Here is a 20617-nt window from a genome sequence, read left to right as displayed (position 1 = left end):
AAATTATAGCCAACGCAAGAAAATAGCTCATCTTAACGTTGGAAGTTTCCAATTTTGTTTTTATCTTTGCAACAAATTTAATAAATAAAAACGAAATGGACAAGAAAAATACTGAAGATTTGTTGGCTGTCGACCTGCAGGATTACTACCATGCACTGAAGAAAAGGGACAAGGGTAAGCTGCTTCATTTTCTCATGGATAAGTACGGAATGGCATATACCACGATTATTAACAAGTTTGCCGGAAGGCTGGAGATGTCAAAGGCTGACATTGTCCTCTTCAACCTTGCGGTTAATGACGAAAGCTTATGGAAGAAGTAGAGTTCTACACCAGTCCTGAAGGGCAGGTCTATTACAAGAAAGATGGGCATGATCCGAAGCGTCTCACAAAGTTCTCGGAGGTCGTTGAACCGCTGATAACCATCATCCGCAACAGGTTCCCGGAATGCTATGCAAGGCTGGTCACGCTCTATAAGGAGCATGCCACCCAGATGGTTGACCGATTTGTTCGCTGCAATTTTGGCGAGCACGATCTGCTCACTAATGACATTGAGCATGACATCCTCAACTTTGAGGAAGTGCGCTGTCCCTTGCGTGGCATCTGTAAGGACGAACATGTTATCTGCAAACCAAAGAGCCTGGTCCATCTCTCCAAAGGAGAGCAGGAAGTGGTGAAGCTCTACTTAAACGGCTGCACGCTTGACAATATATCTCAACAGCTGCACAAGAACCGCAGCACCGTAAAGACGCAGCTGCTACGTGTGCGAGACAAGCTCGGCGTAAAGAACTGCCGGGAAATCATCAGAGTCATGCGGTTGGGAGGCTGCACACTATGAACGATGAATGCCGAAGCTGCTCTCTTGGGCGCAACTGTATCAATGGCAGGTGGTGCGAGAAAGTAAAGAAGTATGTTCAATACGCAAGCACGAAGCTTTGCGAGGCTGAATAAAAAACATTAAAAACCATATAGGATATGACAATCAAGGAAATGGAAGCACAAATCGACCGTCTCGGTCTGGAAAAGTTGGAAGTAAGACTCTTCAAAGGCAGAGATGTGGATATATTTATCTGCGCCATCAAGAATGACGAGGGTACAGAATTGGAGGAAGACGGCCTGCATCGAGGCAACATCATCGTGTTCGATGGCAACGGACGGTGCTGGGAGACGGGCCCGTATGCACTATGGGGTAAAGGTGATGACTATGATGTGACATGGGGCATTAACGAGTATGGTCAGAATGTGCCTGTTGGCATAAACAAGTATGCGTTGGAGCGAATGCCCCAGCGCGACCTCGACCCGATTAGGGATTAAGTATTTGCCGTCAGGGCGGCGGCATACTATATTTGCAGCGTTAAACGATAAGATTATGATAAAAGCTGAAGACATACTGAATGCCACCCACGGAGGGCTCGACATTATCATCGACTGCTATCCACAGGCCAAGGGATGCGTGAACACGAAGAAGCACTTCGCCATCCGTGATGAGTGCACGCCGTCGGCCTCGCTTCGTGAGTACGACTCGAAGAGCTACGGCAAGATCTGGCAGGTGACAGACTTTGGCGGGGACGGCAAGGGCGAGAACGGCATCAGTGTTTATATGCACTACAAGGGCATGCGGCAGAGCCAGTTCAACGAGGCGCTGCTGCAGCTTGCCGCCAAATACGGCGTGAAGGACGAACTGAACCGCACCGTCAATAAGCCTGACATCCGCCAGCGTGATGCCAGGCAGGACGAGCCGGACGGCAGCCGTCCCTTTGAGTTGAATGAGAAATTCACGGCGGATGAGCTTCTGGTCCTTGGCCCAAAGGTGAAGCAAGCCGATGTCGATGCGCTGCACTGGCATTCGGTGAAATGGATTGCCAACGTCAAGAACCGGCGCGTGACGGTGAAATACTCAACGCCCCACTATCCCATCTTCATGCGCGAGTGCCTGATACACGAGGCCAATGGTGAGGATACGGAGAATAAGTTCTATAAGGTGTATGAGCCGCTGAACGTCGAGAAAGGGTTCCGCTTCTCATACACCCCTGCGGGGAAGAAACCCCAACGCTACATCAACGGCCTGTCTGAACTGAAGGCTGCCTACCACAAGATGAACTCCGAGGAGGAAAAGGAATGGCAGCGCACCCACGACGATGACAAGCCCTATAAGGAGAAGAAACTGCCGGAAGCGTTCATCTGCTCCGGCGAGCGCGACTCGCTCTGCTGCCAGTCGATGGGCTATCATCCACTTTGGTTCAACTCAGAGACCTACAGCCTGTCAGCAGAGGAGTACCGCGAGATTATGAAATACGTCGAGGTGCTGTATAACATCCCCGATATCGATGAGACAGGCCGGCGCAAGGGTACCGAGCTGGCCCTTACCTATATTGACATACACACCGTATGGCTGCCCGACTGGCTGGCCAGTTACAAGGACAACCGCGGACATGGCCGCAAGGACCTGCGCGACTGGATGGCGCTGCGCTCGGAGAAGAAAGACTTCAAGAACCTCATGGCCAACGCACTGCCCGCAAGGTTCTGGGTGGAATGGCTCACCAAGGACGGGAAGAAGAAATATGAGATAGACACCGCGTGTCTCTACAATTTCCTTGCCTTGAATGGCTTCCATGCGCTGAAGGACGACAACAGCGACAATCCGGAATATATCTACATCGACGGCAATGTGGTGAAGAAAATCAAGGTGGGCGAAATAAGACAGTTTGTCATAAAGTGGGTGCTCGACCATCATAAGGGCCGCGACATCCTCAACCTGGTGCTCAACTCGCCCCGTCTGTCCGGGGCTGCCCTGGAGAGCCTCGGCGAGGTGACGCTTGACTTCACCGACTTCACCTCACAGAGCCAGCTCTTCTTCTTTGCCAACGCCACTGTCGATGTACACAAGCCTGTGCCCGGCGACGACGGCATAAGGGCCTATGAGCATGGGCAGGGCGGCATCAACAACTACGTGTGGAAGGAGAATGTCATCGACCACCGCTTCAAGAAACTCGACCCGATGTTCGAGATAAAGAAGGTACAGGCCGAGGACGGCCATGAATACCTTGACATCGACATCCACAATGTCAACAGCCATTTCTTCGGCTATCTAATCAATACCAGCCGTCTCTTCTGGCGCAAGGAGACGGAATACAACTTCGAGGACGATCCGGAGGGCGCGAAGGCATACCTCGAAAAACATCCTTTCGACATACAGGGCGAGGGGCTTACTGCCGATGAGATACGTGAGCAAAAGCAAAACCTCATCAACAAGATATTCGTCATGGGGTATATGCTCCACCGCTACAAGAGCGTGACGCGTGCCTGGGCACCGCAGGCCATGGACAACAAGATTGGCGAGGACGGCCAGTGCAACGGCCGGTCGGGCAAGAGTTTCTTCTTCAAGACCATTCAGAAAATGCGCAAGACAGTCTCCCTCTCCGGTCGAAAGCGCAACCTCATGGACGACCCTCACGTGCTGGAGCAGGTGACGCAGTTCACCGACATGGTGCTCGTCGACGACTGCGACCGTTATATGGATCTCGGCCAGTTCTATGACAGCATCACGTCCGACCTGACCGTCAACCCGAAGAACAACCACGTGTTCACCATCCCCTTTGACGAGAGCCCGAAGTTTGCCTTCACCACGAATTATGTGCCTTGCAACTTCGACCCGTCGAGCCAGGCACGCGCCCTTTACATGGTCTTCTCAGACTGGTACCACGAGCGGACGGAGGAGAACGACTATTTGGAGACCCATTCCATCCGCGACGACTTTCATAAGACACTCTACGAGCACGACTACACCGAGGAGGAATGGAACAACGACATCAACTTCTGGCTGCAGTGTACCCGCTTTTACCTGAGCATTGCCGACACCGGCTACAAGCCACAGCCACCGATGGAAAACATCATCCAGCGCAAGTACAAGGCCGATATGGGCGCCAACTTCGAGGACTGGGCCGACGGCTACTTCTCGCCTGAGGGCGACAACCTCGACAGAATGCTGGAACGCGACAATGTGCTCAATGACTACATGCGCTTTGCCAATGTCAACCGCATCACCATGCAGAGCTTCAACAAGAAGCTCAAGGCGTTCTGCGCCACCCGCTCCTGGATCGACAGTCTGAATCCCAAGGAACTGCAGAACGCCTCGGGGCGTATCCAGTCGCGTGTGACCGGACCGGACGGCACCAGCAAGATCAAGGACATGATCTATGTGAAGAGCAAGCCGGAGGAAATACAGGAGGTGCAGACGGAATCAAAGTAGGAGCCGAAACAACAGGATCTCTTCGACAAACCCAATGGACAAACCGGAGACGATTGCCCATTCTAATTGCTTTTTAATCTTATCGCTTGCCAGGGCGGCGTTGCTGAGTGATTCAGCAGCCCGCCTTTTTTCGTGTCTTACACTTCTAATAGGCCATAGTAAGATTTGTTTACATCTTGCCACAGCCGGACCACGATGGGGCTTCTTGTTTCCCCAACCCCCTTCTAATTTCCTTCCAAAATTTTGTGACTTTGTAACAGAGAGTTTGAAAAAGAAGAAAAAGACTATAAATCAGAGATTTGCGCTGTCACAAAGTTGTCACAAAGTTGCGTTGCAAACTGTCACAAAAAAAATCGGGTTTGTGACAAGGCCTCTTCCGAGGGGTGTGTGAGGCCTTTGTTGCACTTTTGATTTTGGCCAAAATTTTCTGCAACAGACTATTGTGACAACAAAAACCATTGATATTCATGTGGTTACAAATCTTGTCACAAATGAAACGTTGTCACAAAATTATTTCACGAAATCAGCGGAAGCCAGAGTTAGCGGAGAGAGAAGAAGGGGACGCAGACTTGCAATCTGTGATATTATGTTTACATTATAAGGAAATTACGACCTCTTTTCAGTCTAATATTTGAAAATACGCCATTAATTTCTTACCTTTGTAAGAAAATTATAAAAACTAAGACTATGGGCAAATTCGTCTTCTACCTAAAGGTCAAGCCGTTCATCAAGCAATGGCTGACTCATCACTACGGCAATCCGGTCACCTTTCCTTCTCGCAGTGCAGAGAACGCCTGCATCCGCCGCTTCGTCGGGCTGCGTCCCAAGGACTGGCTGCCTCAGAAGCCGGAGGAAGACACGGTGCCCGTCGCCATACCCTTCGACAAAAAGAAGAACTGGCTTTACTGTAATTATATGTCAAAGTCGGCCTGTCGTGCCCTGGATGAAATCATCGAGGACACGTTCAAGATGCAGTTCTGGAACGAGATGAACGAGATGACGCGTTGCGGATGCACGCTGCTCAACTGCGTCAGATCATGGTGTGAGAACAACGGCATATCGACCGACTATGACTATACGCTGAAGATGCGCTACCAGCGCATGCGAGACGCCCATCTTAAGCACGGCGTGGATCTTCGGAAGAGGGTAAAGGGAAAGAACAAGGAAATCTGAGTTTTTTTCAAAAAAATCGCGTCTACTATAATCCCCGATTTGTTCGCCACCGTGCGATTGCCAAACTAAACATAAACAAGATATGAACACGCTGAAAATTATCCGCAAGGTTGAACGAGCATTGTGCTCGGATCTCAACGGGATGCAAAGAACCTCGTTCGACACTGTTAAACTTCCTGAAGGTATTCAATGGGAGGAAATTGCCGTCAGACCATATCCAACATTATCAATTGCTGAAAAAGTGGATGATAAGGTGTTAATGAGAACGGCTACGGTTAAATTCTATGCCTGTCAGGATCTCGGACTTAGAAAAAACTATGTTTACCGTCTGACCCTCATTGGCGGCAGGCAATTGCTTGTTGGATCAAATAAAAGACCGTTTCCTATTATGACAACTGCCGAGTCAATGCCAGATAAACCGACAGACAATTCTTGGACTGAGGCCTCAATTACCTACACTACGCCATTGTCTATACCGCAAATAGGCTAATGCAAAGTGTTTTTACTCACATCTTTTATATATTAACTTTGCGGAAAAAGAACAGATAATGGAATATCAGATAACGATAACGGGCACTATAGGCTGTTGGTGGAACTCTGCTTCCTTCGACTATGTGCAATATGTCCTTAACCAGAACAAGGGCAAGGAGGTGCATGTCGGCTTCAGCTCCTATGGCGGCTATGTCAAGGACGGATTGGAACTCTACCAGGCGTTCAAAAATCATGGCAATGTCCACGCTCATGCCTTTGGCATGAACGCTTCCATTTCTACCATTGCCATGCTGGGCTGCAAGACAATCGACATCGTAAAAGGTTCATTCTTCCTTATTCACAATACGAGCACGATGATTGACACATACTCGCAGAAGAATAAGGATGACCTTGATGCCTACATCAAGAACCTCACGAAGCAGAAAGATGACCTTGCCACCTTTGATGACGTCCTGGCACAGATGTACGCTGACAAGACAGGCAAGACGAAAGAAGAGTGCGCAGCTCAGATGAACAAAGGTAACTGGATGTCGGCTCAGGAAGCCGTTGACTTCGGTCTTGTGGATTCCATATACGAAGACGACAAGGACGAAAAGGCGACGGTTGAGATCACCAACCTTTTCATGAATAACTATAAAAACAACAAGGAGGCAGGCATACCGCCATTGCCGAAGCCACAACAGCCAATAGCTGCAGTGGCTGACAGCGAAGGCAATCCAACTCCGACCTTCCTGCAGAAGACGTTGCAGGGAATCAAGAACCTGCTCCATAAATCTAACGTCGAGGATAACCAACAACAGATGAGTAAAACTAAAGAAAATGCGGCACTGCTTGCCGCTCTTGCCGTTGACTCTCTGCCTACCGATGACAAAGGGCAGTACATCCTGACTGCTGAGCAAACCGAGAAGCTCAATGAGATGCTCGGCAAGCCAAAAGATGAGCATAAGGATGACAGCCCCGCTCCTCAGGCTCCTAAAGACCAGCCCAAGGATGAAGCGTCAGAACTGAAGGCCGAGCTGCAAAAGGCAAAGAATGACCTCGCCGCAAAGGACGAGCAGATTAAGAACCTCCAAAAGAACCCTTCGCCGGAGGACAAAACAAACGACAATCCTGCAGATGAACATCCGCAGGTAACAGCGTTTGACATCGCAAAAGCAATTAAAGACATTTGATTATGGCAGACACAACAGGATTGAAAGTAGGCACTATTACTTTTACGCCGGAACAGCTTACCAAGACATACCAGACCTACAGGCAAGAGCTCATTGTGCAGCCCATGCTGGCAATGGAAGACTTGCTGCAGCACTGCTCGGTGCGTACCGGCATCCGCTACCGTGAGACGGTGACGGAAATGAGCGGAAATTTTGAGATTGGCAACTACAAGAAAGACAAGCAGCATGAGGCCGACGTGAATTTTGATGGCCGCGTGCTGGAGACTTTCTTCGGCAACTGCATCGAGACCATTGACCCTAACGCCATCTACCAGACCATTTGGGGCAGTGACATCACCAAGGGCGACGGTCTGAAGAATGTGCCCATCGTGGTCCAGGTTTGCGCTTACATCCTTAAGAAGCTGGGCGAGCGCTTGTACATGAACGCGTTCACGGCCAAACACGATGGTACTGTCTTCGATAAGACCGCTGCTTTCTTCAATGGCTTCAAGACCATCATCGACAATGATATTGCCGGAACCAACGAGAATAAGAAGGTGTATATCTCTGAGGCACTTGGCAACCTGTTCTCTTTTACGAACTCGATAACCAAGGATAACGCAGAAGATGCGCTGAAAGACTTCTACTGGGGGCCCAAAATTAATAAGACGCTGCGCAAGCAGCCCGCTCTCAAGATGTTTATCAGTGATATGACCTATCACTACTACACAGAGGCCTATCAGACGCGACACGGAGCGCTGCCCTACAACCAGAACTACGACAAGCGCACTTTGGAGGGTGCTCCCAATGTGGAACTGGTGGCATTGCCATGTGTGCCGGATGACTTCATGCTGGTGACTCCGAAGAGCAACATCCTGCTGCTCTACAACCAGAAGACGGCCGATGAGAACTACATTGTGGAAAAGTCTCTTAAGAACCACTACGATATGGACTTCATCGCCAACATGTTCTTCGGCACTCAGTTCGAGAGTGTGTCGCCTGAGGTCTTCGCCGTGGCAAAGAAGAAGGCAACTGTCTAAAACATAACGATGACCGCCGCTCATGGGCGACGGTCATCACATCGTTTAACGAATTAAGAACTTAAAGATATGGCAAAATGCACAAAGAACGCCTCAATATATGAGGACTTGGAGAAATGTCCGGGACAGAAGAAGTTGCCTGGCATTCGTGACCATGTGTACGCAACATCGAAGCGAGACATTCTTGCATATCCATCTGTCCCAGATAGTCCGAAGTCTCTCGCAGAGGCAGTACAGACAACGGGAAACTTCACACTCGCAGCCGACAAATACTTCTATAAGATAGGCATTGTTAAGGATAACGGCAAGATCGAGGTGGAGAATCAGGGTACCGACGGATGCAAGACATTCCTCAATAAGTCCACATTCGCCATCCCAGGCACAGAGGAAGAGGCTTCAGGCTTTATCGACCAGGCCAACAACGACGAACTTATCCTCCTCGTTCCTCAGCGTAATGGCAAGTATCGCATGATCGGCTCGGAGGATTTTTCACCTGAGTTGTCGCTTAAGCAGGACACGGGGGCAACGGCAACCGATTCCAACACGACTACGGTAGAAGCATCTGCCACCGACCTCCACCCGGCACCGTTCTATACGGGTAAGATTCACACCGCAGATGGAGATATCGATGGCGCGACTGGTAAGCTCGTTACAACCACCAAGCCAAGCGGAACGACAGCAAGCAGCTAAGGTGAGAAGATTGATTCAGGATAACAAAGACATTTCTTCTCAAATATATATAGATGCGGGGGCGGTCCTCACGTGTGATCGTGAGACCGCCCCCATTTTAGTAACGTTGAAATATTTCTAAATCATGCCAATCGATAACTCAATTACACAGAGGCTTAATGATTTTTTGGATATGTCCGAAAGAACTAACGAGGACATTATCAGTGGTGCCACACTGCTCTTGCAGCTCAACCGGAACCGCCAGCTCTTTCAGACGGTGTTGACCAATCCAAAGCGTTTCGAGTCCACTGTCGTGTACGAGCTGAAGAAGTTCGTACCAATCCGACAGCGTGGACAAACGCTCGAAGACGTACAACGCCAGACGAAAGAACTGCTTGGTGAACTGCAGGCAGCCGTAGGATCTGAGCCAGAAGACAATGAGGATAAAGCTGATAAAGAGCAGGACCTGCCTCTGCATAAAGGTAAGCGTGCTGACCACGACCAGCTGCCGGACAGCATCAAGGCTATCTGGGAACAGAACGCTGAGCGGTGGAAGAAAATCAAGGCTTTGTATTATACCTGTCAGGATATTAAGGAACCGTGCGACCGTGCGGAGTCGCTCAACGCCCTCAAAGAGACGTGGTATAAGTACAAGTCGGAGTTCGCCAGATACGATGATTACGTCATCGAGAATAGCGATGAAACCGCACAAAAAGAGACCACGCCTGTTGACTACGCCAAAGCCATTACCAACGCTCGCAGCTATCTGAGCAAGGCTGTCAAGGATGATAAGCTTCTTAATAAAAGAAAGGCAGCTCTCGCCGACGATGCAGACGAGAAAACCATCCAGGACTACAACACTTCTCTCCAGAGCGCGCAGGAACGCGTGCAGCTACTGCTCGACAATGGTGAGATTATCGGTGACGACCTCCGTCAGAAACTTACGGATGCCGGTGTCGTTTTCCCTGAGGAAAAACCATCTGAGACAGTTGAACCGTCAGAAAATGCCGATTCCACCGATGATAAGGGTATAGACAATGAGCAGGGGCAGGAGAATTGATGACATATTGCAGCCGCTCACGCGCCAGTCGTACCAGTACTTCCTCGGTAACGGACTTCACACGCTCGGCCTGCTCGGATGGATCCTGTCGCAGACCGGACGTGCTGATGTCTGGGTCAGCACTTTCTCTACATCGGATGCTTTCTGCTCAGGCTTCCTCAATCTGAGGAAGAAAGGACTTATTGAAAAAGCATCACTTGTAGCTGACCTAAAAGCTTCGAGAAAGACAATGCAGCTGGCCAAGCTGATGAGCAGCTGCTTCGATAATGTCTATCTTGCGCAGAACCACTCGAAGATAGTACTGGTACAAAATGAACGTTGGACGGTATCTGTCATATCATCGCAGAACCAGACTTATGGCGACCGTGCTGAGTGTACCATGGTTACTACATCACAGCAGGCTTTCCTGGATCTCTATACGGGACTTGACAAAATCATTAAGAAATCAGTTGACCTCAATGGATTATTCGAAAGAGTTGCTTCAAAAGATAGAGGAAGAGGCGAGGCGCATGATGACTCCGGCGGAGATTTCCGCCCTTTTGGGTATTGATGAGACGGAACTGACCGATGATATCAATACGCTCGGCCATCCTGCGCGGAGTGCCTTTTTCCATGGTGTGGCCATAACAGCAAGGGAAATTCGCGAGGACATCCGGGACGCAGCGCGTGCCGGCTCGCCATTCTCGGTATCAGAATGCCTCAGTATGATAGAAAGACAACTCTCCTCAGTGACAATGATATAAATATGAGCTTACCTGTCAACATAGATGAATACTCGCGTCTGGTCGTCCTCGATGATGACGAACTTCAGGCGCAGAATGTGGCCGTTTCCGTCCGGGAACGGCTGCAGCGGCTTCGTGGCATCTACGCCTACTGGTTGCAGTTCCCGTCGAAGTTCGATAAGGAGATTGTGGATTACGACATGAAGAAGTTCAAGGTCGGCAGGGCTCAGGCCTACGATGACCTGCATCTTACCCAGATACTCATGGGCAACTTGCAACAGGCATCCAAGGAGTTCATGCGTTGGAAAATCAACCGCGACCTTGAAGAAGACCTTCGGCTGGCCAGGCAGCGAGGCGATCTGCGCGCCGCGGCCTCGATAGAGAAGAACCGCATCATGAACAACCGAACTGACAAGGACGATGAGCCGGAACTGGAGTTTGACAAGATTGTGCCGCAACAGTTCGAGATGACCGATGATCCGACGGTCATCGGCATACAAAAGGTTCCCTGTCTGCGCGACCGCATCCGGAAGTTGGAGAAGAAATACGGCGACACGAAGATAGAGGATGCAGACTATGAGGAGATAAAGGAAGAGCACGATGGAAACGGAACAGGTTCATAAGGAATATTTCAACGACCCGCAGCTCTACTCCCTTGCCATGAACACGCGCGACGAAGTGATTGTCGCCGGGCGTGGTATGGGTAAGGGAGCCATACAGGCGGGCCGTCTGATGACGAATTTCCAGGGCATGCCGGGGTCGATGGGCGGCTTCGTCTCGCCGTCAGTCAAGCGGTGCCTGACCAACATCCTGCCCTCGATGCTCATACACTTGGAGCGATGGGGATTCAAGCGCGACCTCCACTATGTCGTCGGCAAACGCCCTTGGAAGGCCTTGCACTGGAAATCGCCCATCTTCACACCGGCCAACTGGGAGAATACCATCTCGTTCTATAACGGCTCGGTGTGTAACATCATCAGTCAGGACCGTGCCGGCACCAGCAACTCGATGTCGCTCGACTACATCATCATCGACGAGGCGAAGTTCATCAACTTTGAGCAGCTCAAGGATGAGACCTTTCAGGCCAACAGAGGCAACGAGCAGTACTTCCACAACTTCCCGCTGCACCACGGCATGACCATCACCTCTGATATGCCGGTGACGAAGAAAGGCAGCTGGTTCCTCTCCTACAAGGATGACATGGATAAGGAACTTGTGGAAGCCATCGAGGGACTGGTCTATGCCAAGTGGCGGGCCAAGCGCCAGCAGAAGGCGATGCCCTCGCAGGCGGATGCCATTCAGCAAAAGATAGACCGCATCGACGCGAAGCTGAGCTTCCTGCGGTCAAAGTGCCTTCTCTATAAGGAGTACACCAGTATCCAGAACCTCGCCCTCTTGGGTGAGGAGTTTATCCGCCGTGCCAAGCGCGACCTGCCGCCGCTGACCTTCGCCACGTCCATCATGTGCAAGCGCATCGAGATAAGTACGGACGGCTTCTACGGCGGCATGAGAGAGGATGTCAACCTCTACACCGCGCCAAATGAGACTGTGCTTAATCTCGAGGCGCTCAATGACGGTGCCATCCCCAACGACTGCCGCCAGGACAGCGACCTCGATGCTCAGTTGCCGCTCATCATCGCCTTTGATGCCAACGCGAACATCAACTGGCTGGTCTGTGGCCAGGTGGGCAAGGATGGCAAGCTCCGTGTCCTGAAGTCCTTCTTCGTGAAGTACGAGCGGAAGATTCCGGAACTGCTTGATGATTTCAACGACTATTACCGCTATCACCGTCGCCGGAAGGTTGTCTTCTATTATGATGCCACCTTCGTGGGCAACAGCTATGGTACGCACTCCGAGGCCTTCTATCGCATGATCATCACGGGGCTGCGTCGCAAGGGGTGGAACGTGAAGTCCAAGTATATCGGTAAGCCGATGAACCACATCTTGAAGAATGACCTTATCAACCGCATGTTCCGCGGCCGTGCCCGCCACTTGGTGCTCATCAACAGGGACAACAATCCTGATTTGCTCATCTCCATCACCTCGGCCGGTGTCAAGAACGGCCAGAAGGATAAGAGCGGTGAGAAACTTGCGGAGACCGAAGAGGACAAGCTGGAGAGCCGTACCGACGGCTCCGACGCGTTTGACACGCTGTGCATCGGGGTAGAGCGGTTCCCAGTCATGCAGTATCGCAGTGTGTCCACCAATGGATATTCGAAATAGCAACCACTTTCTTTTGCCATTATATAATGTAAGGGGCGTTCCTGATTATAGGAGCGTCCTTTTTCTTGTTTTTGTCGCTGCGGCATCTTCACGAGGCTTGATAGTCTTAGGTAGGATGCGACCGCATACTGACTCGTATGTATTCTGTGAACCTCATAGTTGTCATTTATCGGTAGTCTTGTTGTCCATAGCTGTTACCGTGATATACTTGAATGGCATCATAGTTTGTGCCATCGCATAGCTGCTGCCGTGGCCTCTGCTCTATTATTCGATTGCCGTTTCTCGATGAGTAGTCTCTTAACCGTCCTGCCGTAAACTTCTGCCTTGATGTTCTGATTATTTTGTAAGCTCATACGGATGCGCTTCAACCATTTGTCTGGTGGGTGCTACCGAAAGTTGTGGCATGTTGTCATGATGAAATTTTCCGGGCATTGTCGGACTTTGAATTTTTCCTTTGCAAAGTTAGCGCAACCCCGGCCTCTGCAAGTTCAAGCCTACGGTTGTCTCGTAAAGTTTTTCAGAAAGTTGGGGCAGGTTTGCCTTATCCAACTTTCCAAGTCTGAAGATGAAAAATTTTACGGCCAAAACTGGCATCTAAGGCCTTTCCGATTGCTGCTCCTTTTATGCACGTAAAAATTAATAAAAGTCCAACAATTAAAAATTTCAACATCATGACAACATCAACTTTCACACAGCAGCACCTCACCGCCAATGGTTTCACGAAGCGCAACCGCAAGAGCCATCTCTTCTCTCAGAACCTCTATCAGGTAGAAGTCAACGGCGAGGACGGAGACTACATCACATTCGAGGTAACGGCTGACTCTTGCGCAGAGGCCACGGAAGCAGCTGAGCGCATGGCAATGGATGTGATGGTTGACATTCAGTATATCACGGTAACAGCTTTGGATTAATCAACAAGAACGTTTCACAATTTAAATTATACAACTATGAAGTTCACAGAACACAACGAGATCGTAATGGAGAAGTTCGCATCAATGATTATCGAGCGCATCGAAAAGATGCAGGCAAGCGACTGGAAACAGGGCTGGATCGGCCGCACTATCGGGGGAAGCCCCGTAAACATCGAGGGCAACAGATATCAGGGTTGCAACGTTTTCTGGTTGATGATGGACTGCGCACTGAACAACTGGGAGCATCCTATCTACTGTACCCTCAAGCAGGCCAACCGCCTCGGTGCCCATGTCAACAAAGGCTCTAAGTCCATGCCTGTCATCTTCTGGGATTATTCCATCACCACTCCTGCCGGCAAGCGTATCTCTCTTGACACCTACCATAAGATGAGTAAGGATGAGCAGGAGAAGTGTACGAAGTTCCCTTTCCTGAAGAGCTACAGTGTCTTCAATGTGGCACAGACCAACTTAGAGGAGAAACAGCCTGATAAGGTCAATGCCCTGAAGGAGGGCTTCGGCTGTGAGATTGCTAAGGACTCACAGGGTATGTATGCCAACGCAGCCCTTGACAGAATGATAGAGAAACAGTCCTGGGTGTGCCCGATACAGGCCACGAAGGATGCCGACGGTGCGTTCTACTCTCCGACGCGTGATATGATAATCGTCCCTCGTAAGGAGCAGTTCAAGCGCGGGGCTTCCGCCGAAGAGATATACAAGGACGGACAGGAGTTCTACTCATCCATGCTCCACGAGATGATACACTCCACTGGCACAGCCAGCCGTCTCAATCGCGAGAAAGGAAAGAGGTTCGGCGATACGCTCTACGCCAAAGAGGAATTGGTCGCTGAGCTTGGTGCGGCACGTGTTGGGCAGGTGCTTGGGTTCGATAAGCGTATCATCAACAACAACGCGGCTTATTGTAAAGGTTGGGTCAATGCCTTGCGTGAGCAGCCTAAGTATGTGCTCTCGCTCATGACCGACGTGGAGAAGGCCAGCAGGATGATACTGGACAAGCTCGCCTGATGCTTGGTACAACGGGTAACTCATCCCTGAGGCTTCCGGGCTTCGGGGATTTTGTTTGTGTACTTCGAGAAGGCACGTACCCCCAGTGCTACAGTCTGCCTTCAGCTTACGCTACGTGGACCGCATGGCTGGTTCACTGCGCGACGCACCAGGCATACAGTAGCACTGGCGTGAGAGGATGGGACAGTGGCAGCACATGCCATGCGCTGGGCATCGTCACACCCATGTGCCGCTGTCGCTTATGGCAAGTGCTGCTCTTTGCGTTCAGTTGCCACGCAGGCTAACCCACCACCATACAGTGTGCCGGTGGCAGGCCAATGGCACACCGTATGGCAGTGGAGATAGGTTAGGACATTCATTGGTAGCGCTGAACCGATGATGCTCATCCGTCCGGCGCATACCGCGGATGGCAATTGCCATACCTCTTGCAGCGACAAAAGAGTTAATTGCCGACGTTGCAGAGTTGAAAGGTCTTACATATTCCGCTATATCAAAGGGAGGCAATTGCCAAGGCGGCTTAGGGCGGTGGGGGTTGCTAAGGCAGGCTTCGGCGGCTTTCGCCGCTCGCAAACCGCCAAATCGTTGATATTTGGCGGTTTGCGTTTTGAGATAGTGGAATATTCGCGCAAAATCACCAAAATTGCTGTCTGAAAACGGTAACTTGGGACCCCTTTTGCGCGAATAACGCCCACTTGTCAAGGTGTTGACATCATTTTAGTGGGCAGAGCGGTCAAAGAAGCGTTCTCCCTTTGCCAGGGAAACGTGCGTTTTTTTTGATTCTCTGAATTCTTAACACGTAACTAAACCTTTTCATATTGCCGGCAGGTGTCTGACATGGTATTTTCCAAAGCTGGTGATACTTCTTATCTTTGTGACAAAATTAAGATTTGCAACATGAGTATAACGGTATCACAAGGACTTTCTGGTAAGTATTTCTCCGCCACCGTACCTGACCTGATTTTCGAAATCGGCGGAACGGATGCCGTCGTCGTGTTAAGGCTCGACGGGGATGAAGTATACTCTGAGAGACTGTTCCCCGTGGGCGGCAGTATCTCCATACGCGACGTTGGAGATATGGTGCGTCCGTACGCTAAGGCGCGTCTTGTGACAGAGATGACAGTTAATATCACCGAGCGGGACACGGACGAAAACAATCTCAGCTCTACCTCATTGTCATGTACCATCGTCTATTGCGAAGCAGACATCGACATGGCTGCTGAGAAGTGGTGCGAGACCCATTTTTTGACCATTTTGATGGGAGCACGCGTCACTTCTCTCGGCCGTCTCGAATACCTGCATTATATCGGCACGGATTCCGCTACCGTCACCGCATATTATTCGGATGGCAGCACCGGGTCGTTCGCAGCCACCGTTATCGGAGGCAATACAAAGTACACAACCATCGACTGCTCCCCAGCACGCTACACAGCCCAGGGTAAGACGCTCACGTCGTATGTTGTCAAGGCTGGCAGTCGCTCGCAGCAGTTTGACATTGACTTCTCCAACCCAGACTGTGCGCCTATCCTCGTATTTAACAACTCGTTCGGATGTGAGGAACTGCTATACTGTATCGGTAAAGAGACGATCTCTGCGGCATATAAGTACGACACCGCATACATAGAGGGTAAGAACACTAACTACAAGGTGACGGAGACGACGAGTTTCAAGGCTGACACAGGCCCGCTTTCGTTTCCCATGGCAGACTGGTGCAGAGAACTGTTCCGTTCCGACTATGTGCGAATAGTGAATGTCTATGGCGGTACGGTGACACCCGGAAAGGAGATGGTTGTCTCCGACCCGAAGGTGGAATATGATAACAATATCGACGAACTGCCACGCATCACCTTCACCGTGCAGTATGCCCAGAAAAATCACAACGTCATACAGACGGCACGTGCGGGCAGGATATTCGACAATACGTTTGACTATACTTTCAATTAGTCGGAGATAACAGATAGGAGCTAATACGGATGGCTGACGACACTACAAATAAATTCAAGAAGATGCTTTCATTCTTCGAAGGCATCCGCGATGAGCGCAACACCGCCGCCAATACTGCCTCACGTATCGGCAGGGCATTCATCATGCTGCTTGACTACTGCGCCAACGGCGTGGCGGGGTTGTATCTCTCAAAAACGAAAGATGATGAGACGGAGCATAAGCTCACCATGGGCGCGGCGGAGGTGAAAGGAGCGCTGACGGTGGGCGGCGAGGCTACGGTGGGCGGCGACGCTACCATTAGCGGGAAGGTCGTGACGGATGACATTCACTCGTCGGACTCGGACGGCAGCACGTCGATGACGGGAAAAGGCTGGACGCTGAGGAACGTGAGGGACGAGACGGGCAGCTACTCGGTGCTTGCCGTGGACAACATCGTGGTGAGGAAGAAGTTGGAGGCGGCTGAGCTTGAGATCCATCGGAAGACATACGTGGGGGCACAACAGATCGCCTCTGACTGGGGGCATAAGATTCTGAGGGTGGACCCGGTGAACATGGACTATGAGACGGGCGAGGTGTCTTCCCTGTCGGGACTGACACTCTTCACGCTTCCTGTGACGGTTGACGGCGTGGAGCGTCCTGTGGCGTTCGTGGGCCGGGCTCTGAGCGATACGGAGACACGCGTGGAGCTTCTCGGTGACGACAAGGGTGTGCTGAACCGTGAGCTTGAGACTACGGCGAACGCGTTCAAGGTGTATTTCTGCGAGAGCGATGGTACGGCAAGTATCGAGGATGACCTTGTGGTGGGTGCTATGGGACAATGCCAGGAGTTCAACGTGAAGGAGCGCGTGACGCATAACTTCAAGAATACGTACTACTGGGGCGTGTGCGTGAAGCACGGCGTGGAGGACAACGTGATGATCGGGGGCAAGACGACGAAGTGCGTGTATGGGGTCTTTGCGCATACGACGAAGCTGATCACTCTGACGAGTGAGGTGAGCAAGAAGACGTTCACGTGCTACGGGATGGAGATGGATAAGTGCACGTTTCCGGTGGCCGGTGACGACATGGTGGCGTTCGGGTGCGCTGATCCGTGGCAGGACGCGGACCGGTGCAACGCTATCATCACAGCAAGCAAGGACGGCGAGAAGAGTGCTCCGAGCGTCATAGCCTACAGTGGGATAGGACGGAAGAGAGGCGGAGCCATTATCGGTGAGCTTGCCGCTGACGCAGCTTGCCCCGCCTATGCGATTGGGGAACAATACTCGATACCGAGCGCGAAGGATGACAGCCGGCTGGACTTCCGGGTGAGCAGGAGAGCGGGGAACGTGTTCAAGGGAGATCTGTATTTCAAGGGCAGCGACGGGGGGACGCTCCAGCCGGTGAAGGAGAGCGAGACGACAAGCGTGTGGCAGATAGTGCCCGTGACGGAGAAGGCGGAGATAAGCTACAGCATAGACAAAGACGCTTATAAGAGCTATCAGAACGCTGCCCTGAAGGTCAGCGCACAGGACGGGAGCGCTGCTGCACAGCAGCAGCCTACCGAACCCAGCGACGCAGCGGCCAAGGTGTTCGTGAAGAAGGGAACGGTAAACCTTCAGTATCAGATCGTGCACCAGCAAGGCGATGGCGGACCTAAGGTGTTCTCAAACATGAAGAGCATGCCAAAAGATTACAAGATCGCGGTGACGGAATTTTATTCAAACGACGGCATTAAATATAACTGCCGCAGTAACGGCTCCGATGTCGGTGCCACTAACTTGCACGACCAACTTTTGTTCCAAGACAACTCTGCATCAGACGTGGCTTATGTCCGGGTTATCCTTTATAACGACCAGGACGACATGGTTGATTGTCGTGAGGTGCGTATGAAGCTTAACACGAACGGTGTGTTTGAGGCGAACCGGGACTTCCTGGCTTATATCTACTACGGTACTGACGGTACCGGCGGGGCGCAGTACACCAATCAGCGGTTCTCGTCGATGCGTGAGACTGTCGACACGTTATCCTCCCGCATGGCAACCGCAGAGAATGGGATAACAGACAACAAGACGAGGATAGAAAAGACGGCCGAAAGTCTCGAGGCAGAGATCGGCCAGCGTAAGACATCCGAAGGGGCTATTCAGGAAAAGGTAACGAGACTGAGCGCAACGGCTGCGGGTCTTCAGACCTCTGTGAAGAGCCTGTATACGGAGGGTAACCTGCTCACTGGCGGCGATGTGAAGGGAAGCAGGGCAAAACGTTACCAAGCGTATGAGAGCCCGGTAACAACACATCTCAGGAAAGGAATCACATACACGGTAACGGCCCGGATGTGGATGGAGGCAAAAGAAGGCTATCCTACACAGCCGAAGATGGACGGACACCATATAATGATGTTTGTATACACGAAAGATTGGAACACTGACTCTGTATGGAGTGATTCCTACACCTATACGAAATCGGGAACGGTAGTGGACAGCTTTAGCTTTACTCCAAAGAGCGACATAGATGTGCTTGTGGGTATCTATGAGCAGATTTCAACGGGGGGGCCGGATCCGTTGGAATACGGCGGAGTGTCTGTTGACTGGGTTAGGCTTGATATGGGCGACATGACAGGCAAAAACCAGATTACGAAGTGGACACCATCTGCGGGTGATGTGGAGACCCTGAATCTGATTCCGGATCCTAACTTCGAGGTGGCTTCATGGGAGACGACGGATGGCGCGAGCTCGCGCGGAACACAGGGCGACGTAAACGATGTGAGCTTTATGTCGCGATATATGGACGATTATGACGATTATGGCTTCCGTGGTGTAAGGATGACCCGTTCGGGATATACAGGAAAGGACGCTAATACCTACGGGCTTATATACTGGATTCCTTTCAGAGGCGAGGGTGACTACACGGCACAGGCATTCATCAAGAATCTGGACGGAGTTACTCTCGAAGATGCGGTCTATATAGAGGTCCATCCTGCGGATGTAAACAAAAGCCGAATATGCTACGGCTTTAGCATAGGTATGTTCAAGCAGACGTACGAGACGGGGTATTTCCGTACAAGCGGAACGTATCACTTCGGAAAGACTGCAACGAATGCATCGACTGGTGAGGAACAGGAGATCCAGTGGCTGGAAGTGAGAGTGTTTTTGACGAGGAACGGAGACGTAGTGGTGTCGAGGCTCTGTTTGGCAAAATGCGGGCACGCTGTTCATTGGAACGCTGACGCATTAGGATCTGAAAACGGCAAGATGCTGAGCATGGAGAGCTACGCCTACCAGCGTGCGGACTCCATCGGCGCGGGGATCCGGCAGGGACTAAAGAGTGTGGGATTCAGGATGGACAGCGCCACGTGGAGCGTGAAGACGTGGGGCAACCAATTCGCGTGGTACGCGACTGAGGCGGATGCCAATGCGGGCACCAATGCTAAGATGTGGCTTGACACGAACACGGACACGCTGCACGTGAAAGGGTACGTGGAGGCGACGGGAGGGACGTTTAATGGAACAGTCAAGGCGGGTCTTTTGTATGGCAGGACGAAAAAAGTGCCTTTTTCTCCGTCTATGAGAGAGTATACTATTAACCCTGAGAATGATCCGGCTACCACGTTCTTTGCGGATGAGCCAATGAGTTATAGCGGATATTACTTCAAACTACCGAAAGCTTCTGATTATGACGGATTGGAAGTTAGTATATTTTGTAAGCATGAGTCTCAAGACACGAGAATGTCAGTAGATGCGTATAATGTATACGTAAAATGTTCAGATTCTTCCGATAAACTCTTTGTTAAAGAGAATATAGCCAATGTACTGAGAATTGGCGCTTCAAGTCTGAAAGACACAGCAATGGTTGCAACTGTTGAAGACCGAATGACTGGTTATAAAAACTTCCAAGGTAGTTCAGTTAAGATACAGATTAATAGCTTAGTGAAGTTCAAAAGTATCAATGGAGCTTGGTATGCAATTGAAGGACTTTTTACTGGAGAATAAG

The 20617-nt window shown here is 50.9% G+C and carries 19 protein-coding genes; 18 read left to right on the top strand and 1 reads right to left on the bottom strand.

Features of this window, described 5'->3' with window-relative positions; translation table 11 throughout:
• The first annotated feature begins 95 nt into the window (after positions 1-95).
• The 16 genes from PREMU_RS01890 (at position 96) to PREMU_RS01820 (ending at position 14710) form a co-directional block, all read left to right on the top strand.
• Complete coding sequence (locus PREMU_RS01890) at positions 96-320, top strand: hypothetical protein (protein WP_007572701.1); 225 nt, start codon at positions 96-98, stop codon at positions 318-320.
• Positions 308-835 carry a helix-turn-helix transcriptional regulator gene (locus tag PREMU_RS01885; protein ID WP_007572700.1) on the top strand — a complete coding sequence of 176 codons (528 nt, stop codon included), beginning with the start codon at positions 308-310 and terminating at the stop codon, positions 833-835. The genes PREMU_RS01890 and PREMU_RS01885 overlap by 13 nt, the downstream gene beginning before the upstream one ends.
• A gap of 137 nt (positions 836-972) precedes the next feature.
• Complete coding sequence (locus PREMU_RS01880; protein ID WP_007572698.1) at positions 973-1311, top strand: hypothetical protein; 339 nt, start codon at positions 973-975, stop codon at positions 1309-1311.
• A gap of 55 nt (positions 1312-1366) precedes the next feature.
• A complete protein-coding gene (locus tag PREMU_RS01875) occupies positions 1367-4246 on the top strand; it encodes a hypothetical protein (RefSeq protein ID WP_007572696.1) in 2880 nt (959 codons plus the stop codon).
• Positions 4247-4933: 687 nt separating this feature from the next.
• Complete coding sequence (locus PREMU_RS01870) at positions 4934-5419, top strand: hypothetical protein (protein ID WP_007572694.1); 486 nt, start codon at positions 4934-4936, stop codon at positions 5417-5419.
• An 82-nt stretch (positions 5420-5501) separates the two neighbouring features.
• Positions 5502-5909 carry a hypothetical protein gene (locus PREMU_RS01865; protein WP_007572692.1) on the top strand — a complete coding sequence of 136 codons (408 nt, stop codon included), beginning with the start codon at positions 5502-5504 and terminating at the stop codon, positions 5907-5909.
• 58 nt (positions 5910-5967) lie between these two features.
• Complete coding sequence (locus tag PREMU_RS14030; RefSeq protein ID WP_007572690.1) at positions 5968-7083, top strand: Clp protease ClpP; 1116 nt, start codon at positions 5968-5970, stop codon at positions 7081-7083.
• A 2-nt stretch (positions 7084-7085) separates the two neighbouring features.
• Entirely contained in the window at positions 7086-8102 is a 1017-nt protein-coding gene (locus tag PREMU_RS01855) for a hypothetical protein (protein ID WP_007572688.1), read from the top strand.
• Positions 8103-8171: 69 nt separating this feature from the next.
• Positions 8172-8792, top strand: a complete 621-nt coding sequence (locus PREMU_RS01850) for a hypothetical protein (RefSeq protein WP_007572686.1) — start codon at positions 8172-8174, stop codon at positions 8790-8792.
• A 172-nt stretch (positions 8793-8964) separates the two neighbouring features.
• Positions 8965-9831: a hypothetical protein gene (locus PREMU_RS01845; RefSeq protein WP_007572684.1), complete on the top strand. Its 867-nt coding sequence runs from the start codon at positions 8965-8967 to the stop codon at positions 9829-9831.
• On the top strand, positions 9809-10381 hold the full coding sequence (locus tag PREMU_RS01840) for a hypothetical protein (RefSeq protein WP_007572681.1): 573 nt from the start codon (positions 9809-9811) through the stop codon (positions 10379-10381). The genes PREMU_RS01845 and PREMU_RS01840 overlap by 23 nt, the downstream gene beginning before the upstream one ends.
• Positions 10341-10574 (top strand): hypothetical protein, encoded by a 234-nt coding sequence (locus PREMU_RS14820; protein ID WP_169311302.1) that lies wholly within the window; start codon positions 10341-10343, stop codon positions 10572-10574. Before PREMU_RS01840 ends, PREMU_RS14820 begins: the two co-directional genes overlap by 41 nt.
• Positions 10575-10576: 2 nt before the next feature.
• The gene (locus PREMU_RS01835; RefSeq protein WP_007572679.1) at positions 10577-11176 is read left to right on the top strand and encodes a hypothetical protein; all 600 of its coding nucleotides are present in this window, start codon (positions 10577-10579) and stop codon (positions 11174-11176) included.
• Complete coding sequence (locus PREMU_RS01830) at positions 11154-12776, top strand: hypothetical protein (protein WP_007572678.1); 1623 nt, start codon at positions 11154-11156, stop codon at positions 12774-12776. Before PREMU_RS01835 ends, PREMU_RS01830 begins: the two co-directional genes overlap by 23 nt.
• Positions 12777-13447: 671 nt before the next feature.
• Positions 13448-13687, top strand: a complete 240-nt coding sequence (locus tag PREMU_RS01825; protein ID WP_007572676.1) for a hypothetical protein — start codon at positions 13448-13450, stop codon at positions 13685-13687.
• 36 nt (positions 13688-13723) lie between these two features.
• Positions 13724-14710, top strand: coding sequence for an ArdC family protein (locus PREMU_RS01820; RefSeq protein WP_007572674.1), 987 nt, complete (start codon positions 13724-13726; stop codon positions 14708-14710).
• A 264-nt stretch (positions 14711-14974) separates the two neighbouring features.
• Here the strand turns inward: PREMU_RS01820 and PREMU_RS14815 are convergent, their stop codons facing one another.
• Positions 14975-15130, bottom strand: coding sequence for a hypothetical protein (locus tag PREMU_RS14815; protein WP_156803934.1), 156 nt, complete (start codon positions 15128-15130; stop codon positions 14975-14977).
• 474 nt (positions 15131-15604) lie between these two features.
• On the opposite strand from PREMU_RS14815, the gene PREMU_RS01815 reads away from it, so the two are divergent.
• Positions 15605-16651 (top strand): hypothetical protein, encoded by a 1047-nt coding sequence (locus PREMU_RS01815; protein ID WP_007572671.1) that lies wholly within the window; start codon positions 15605-15607, stop codon positions 16649-16651.
• Between the two features lie 62 nt (positions 16652-16713).
• Complete coding sequence (locus PREMU_RS01810; RefSeq protein WP_169311301.1) at positions 16714-20616, top strand: hypothetical protein; 3903 nt, start codon at positions 16714-16716, stop codon at positions 20614-20616.
• Position 20617 lies beyond the last annotated feature (1 nt).

It is taken from the genome of Hallella multisaccharivorax DSM 17128 (genome assembly GCF_000218235.1).
Taxonomy (GTDB): domain Bacteria; phylum Bacteroidota; class Bacteroidia; order Bacteroidales; family Bacteroidaceae; genus Prevotella; species Prevotella multisaccharivorax.
Note: the sequence above shows the minus strand (reverse complement) of the source record. Positions and strands in the feature narration are given on the sequence as shown.

Coding starts and splice junctions, on each gene's coding strand:
- PREMU_RS01890 (WP_007572701.1), top strand. CDS start 96: ATGGACAAGAAAAATACTGAAGATTTGTTGGCTGTCGACCTGCAGGAT.
- PREMU_RS01885 (WP_007572700.1), top strand. CDS start 308: ATGGAAGAAGTAGAGTTCTACACCAGTCCTGAAGGGCAGGTCTATTAC.
- PREMU_RS01880 (WP_007572698.1), top strand. CDS start 973: ATGACAATCAAGGAAATGGAAGCACAAATCGACCGTCTCGGTCTGGAA.
- PREMU_RS01875 (WP_007572696.1), top strand. CDS start 1,367: ATGATAAAAGCTGAAGACATACTGAATGCCACCCACGGAGGGCTCGAC.
- PREMU_RS01870 (WP_007572694.1), top strand. CDS start 4,934: ATGGGCAAATTCGTCTTCTACCTAAAGGTCAAGCCGTTCATCAAGCAA.
- PREMU_RS01865 (WP_007572692.1), top strand. CDS start 5,502: ATGAACACGCTGAAAATTATCCGCAAGGTTGAACGAGCATTGTGCTCG.
- PREMU_RS14030 (WP_007572690.1), top strand. CDS start 5,968: ATGGAATATCAGATAACGATAACGGGCACTATAGGCTGTTGGTGGAAC.
- PREMU_RS01855 (WP_007572688.1), top strand. CDS start 7,086: ATGGCAGACACAACAGGATTGAAAGTAGGCACTATTACTTTTACGCCG.
- PREMU_RS01850 (WP_007572686.1), top strand. CDS start 8,172: ATGGCAAAATGCACAAAGAACGCCTCAATATATGAGGACTTGGAGAAA.
- PREMU_RS01845 (WP_007572684.1), top strand. CDS start 8,965: ATGTCCGAAAGAACTAACGAGGACATTATCAGTGGTGCCACACTGCTC.
- PREMU_RS01840 (WP_007572681.1), top strand. CDS start 9,809: ATGAGCAGGGGCAGGAGAATTGATGACATATTGCAGCCGCTCACGCGC.
- PREMU_RS14820 (WP_169311302.1), top strand. CDS start 10,341: ATGATGACTCCGGCGGAGATTTCCGCCCTTTTGGGTATTGATGAGACG.
- PREMU_RS01835 (WP_007572679.1), top strand. CDS start 10,577: ATGAGCTTACCTGTCAACATAGATGAATACTCGCGTCTGGTCGTCCTC.
- PREMU_RS01830 (WP_007572678.1), top strand. CDS start 11,154: ATGGAAACGGAACAGGTTCATAAGGAATATTTCAACGACCCGCAGCTC.
- PREMU_RS01825 (WP_007572676.1), top strand. CDS start 13,448: ATGACAACATCAACTTTCACACAGCAGCACCTCACCGCCAATGGTTTC.
- PREMU_RS01820 (WP_007572674.1), top strand. CDS start 13,724: ATGAAGTTCACAGAACACAACGAGATCGTAATGGAGAAGTTCGCATCA.
- PREMU_RS14815 (WP_156803934.1), bottom strand. CDS start 15,130: ATGGCAATTGCCATCCGCGGTATGCGCCGGACGGATGAGCATCATCGG.
- PREMU_RS01815 (WP_007572671.1), top strand. CDS start 15,605: ATGAGTATAACGGTATCACAAGGACTTTCTGGTAAGTATTTCTCCGCC.
- PREMU_RS01810 (WP_169311301.1), top strand. CDS start 16,714: ATGCTTTCATTCTTCGAAGGCATCCGCGATGAGCGCAACACCGCCGCC.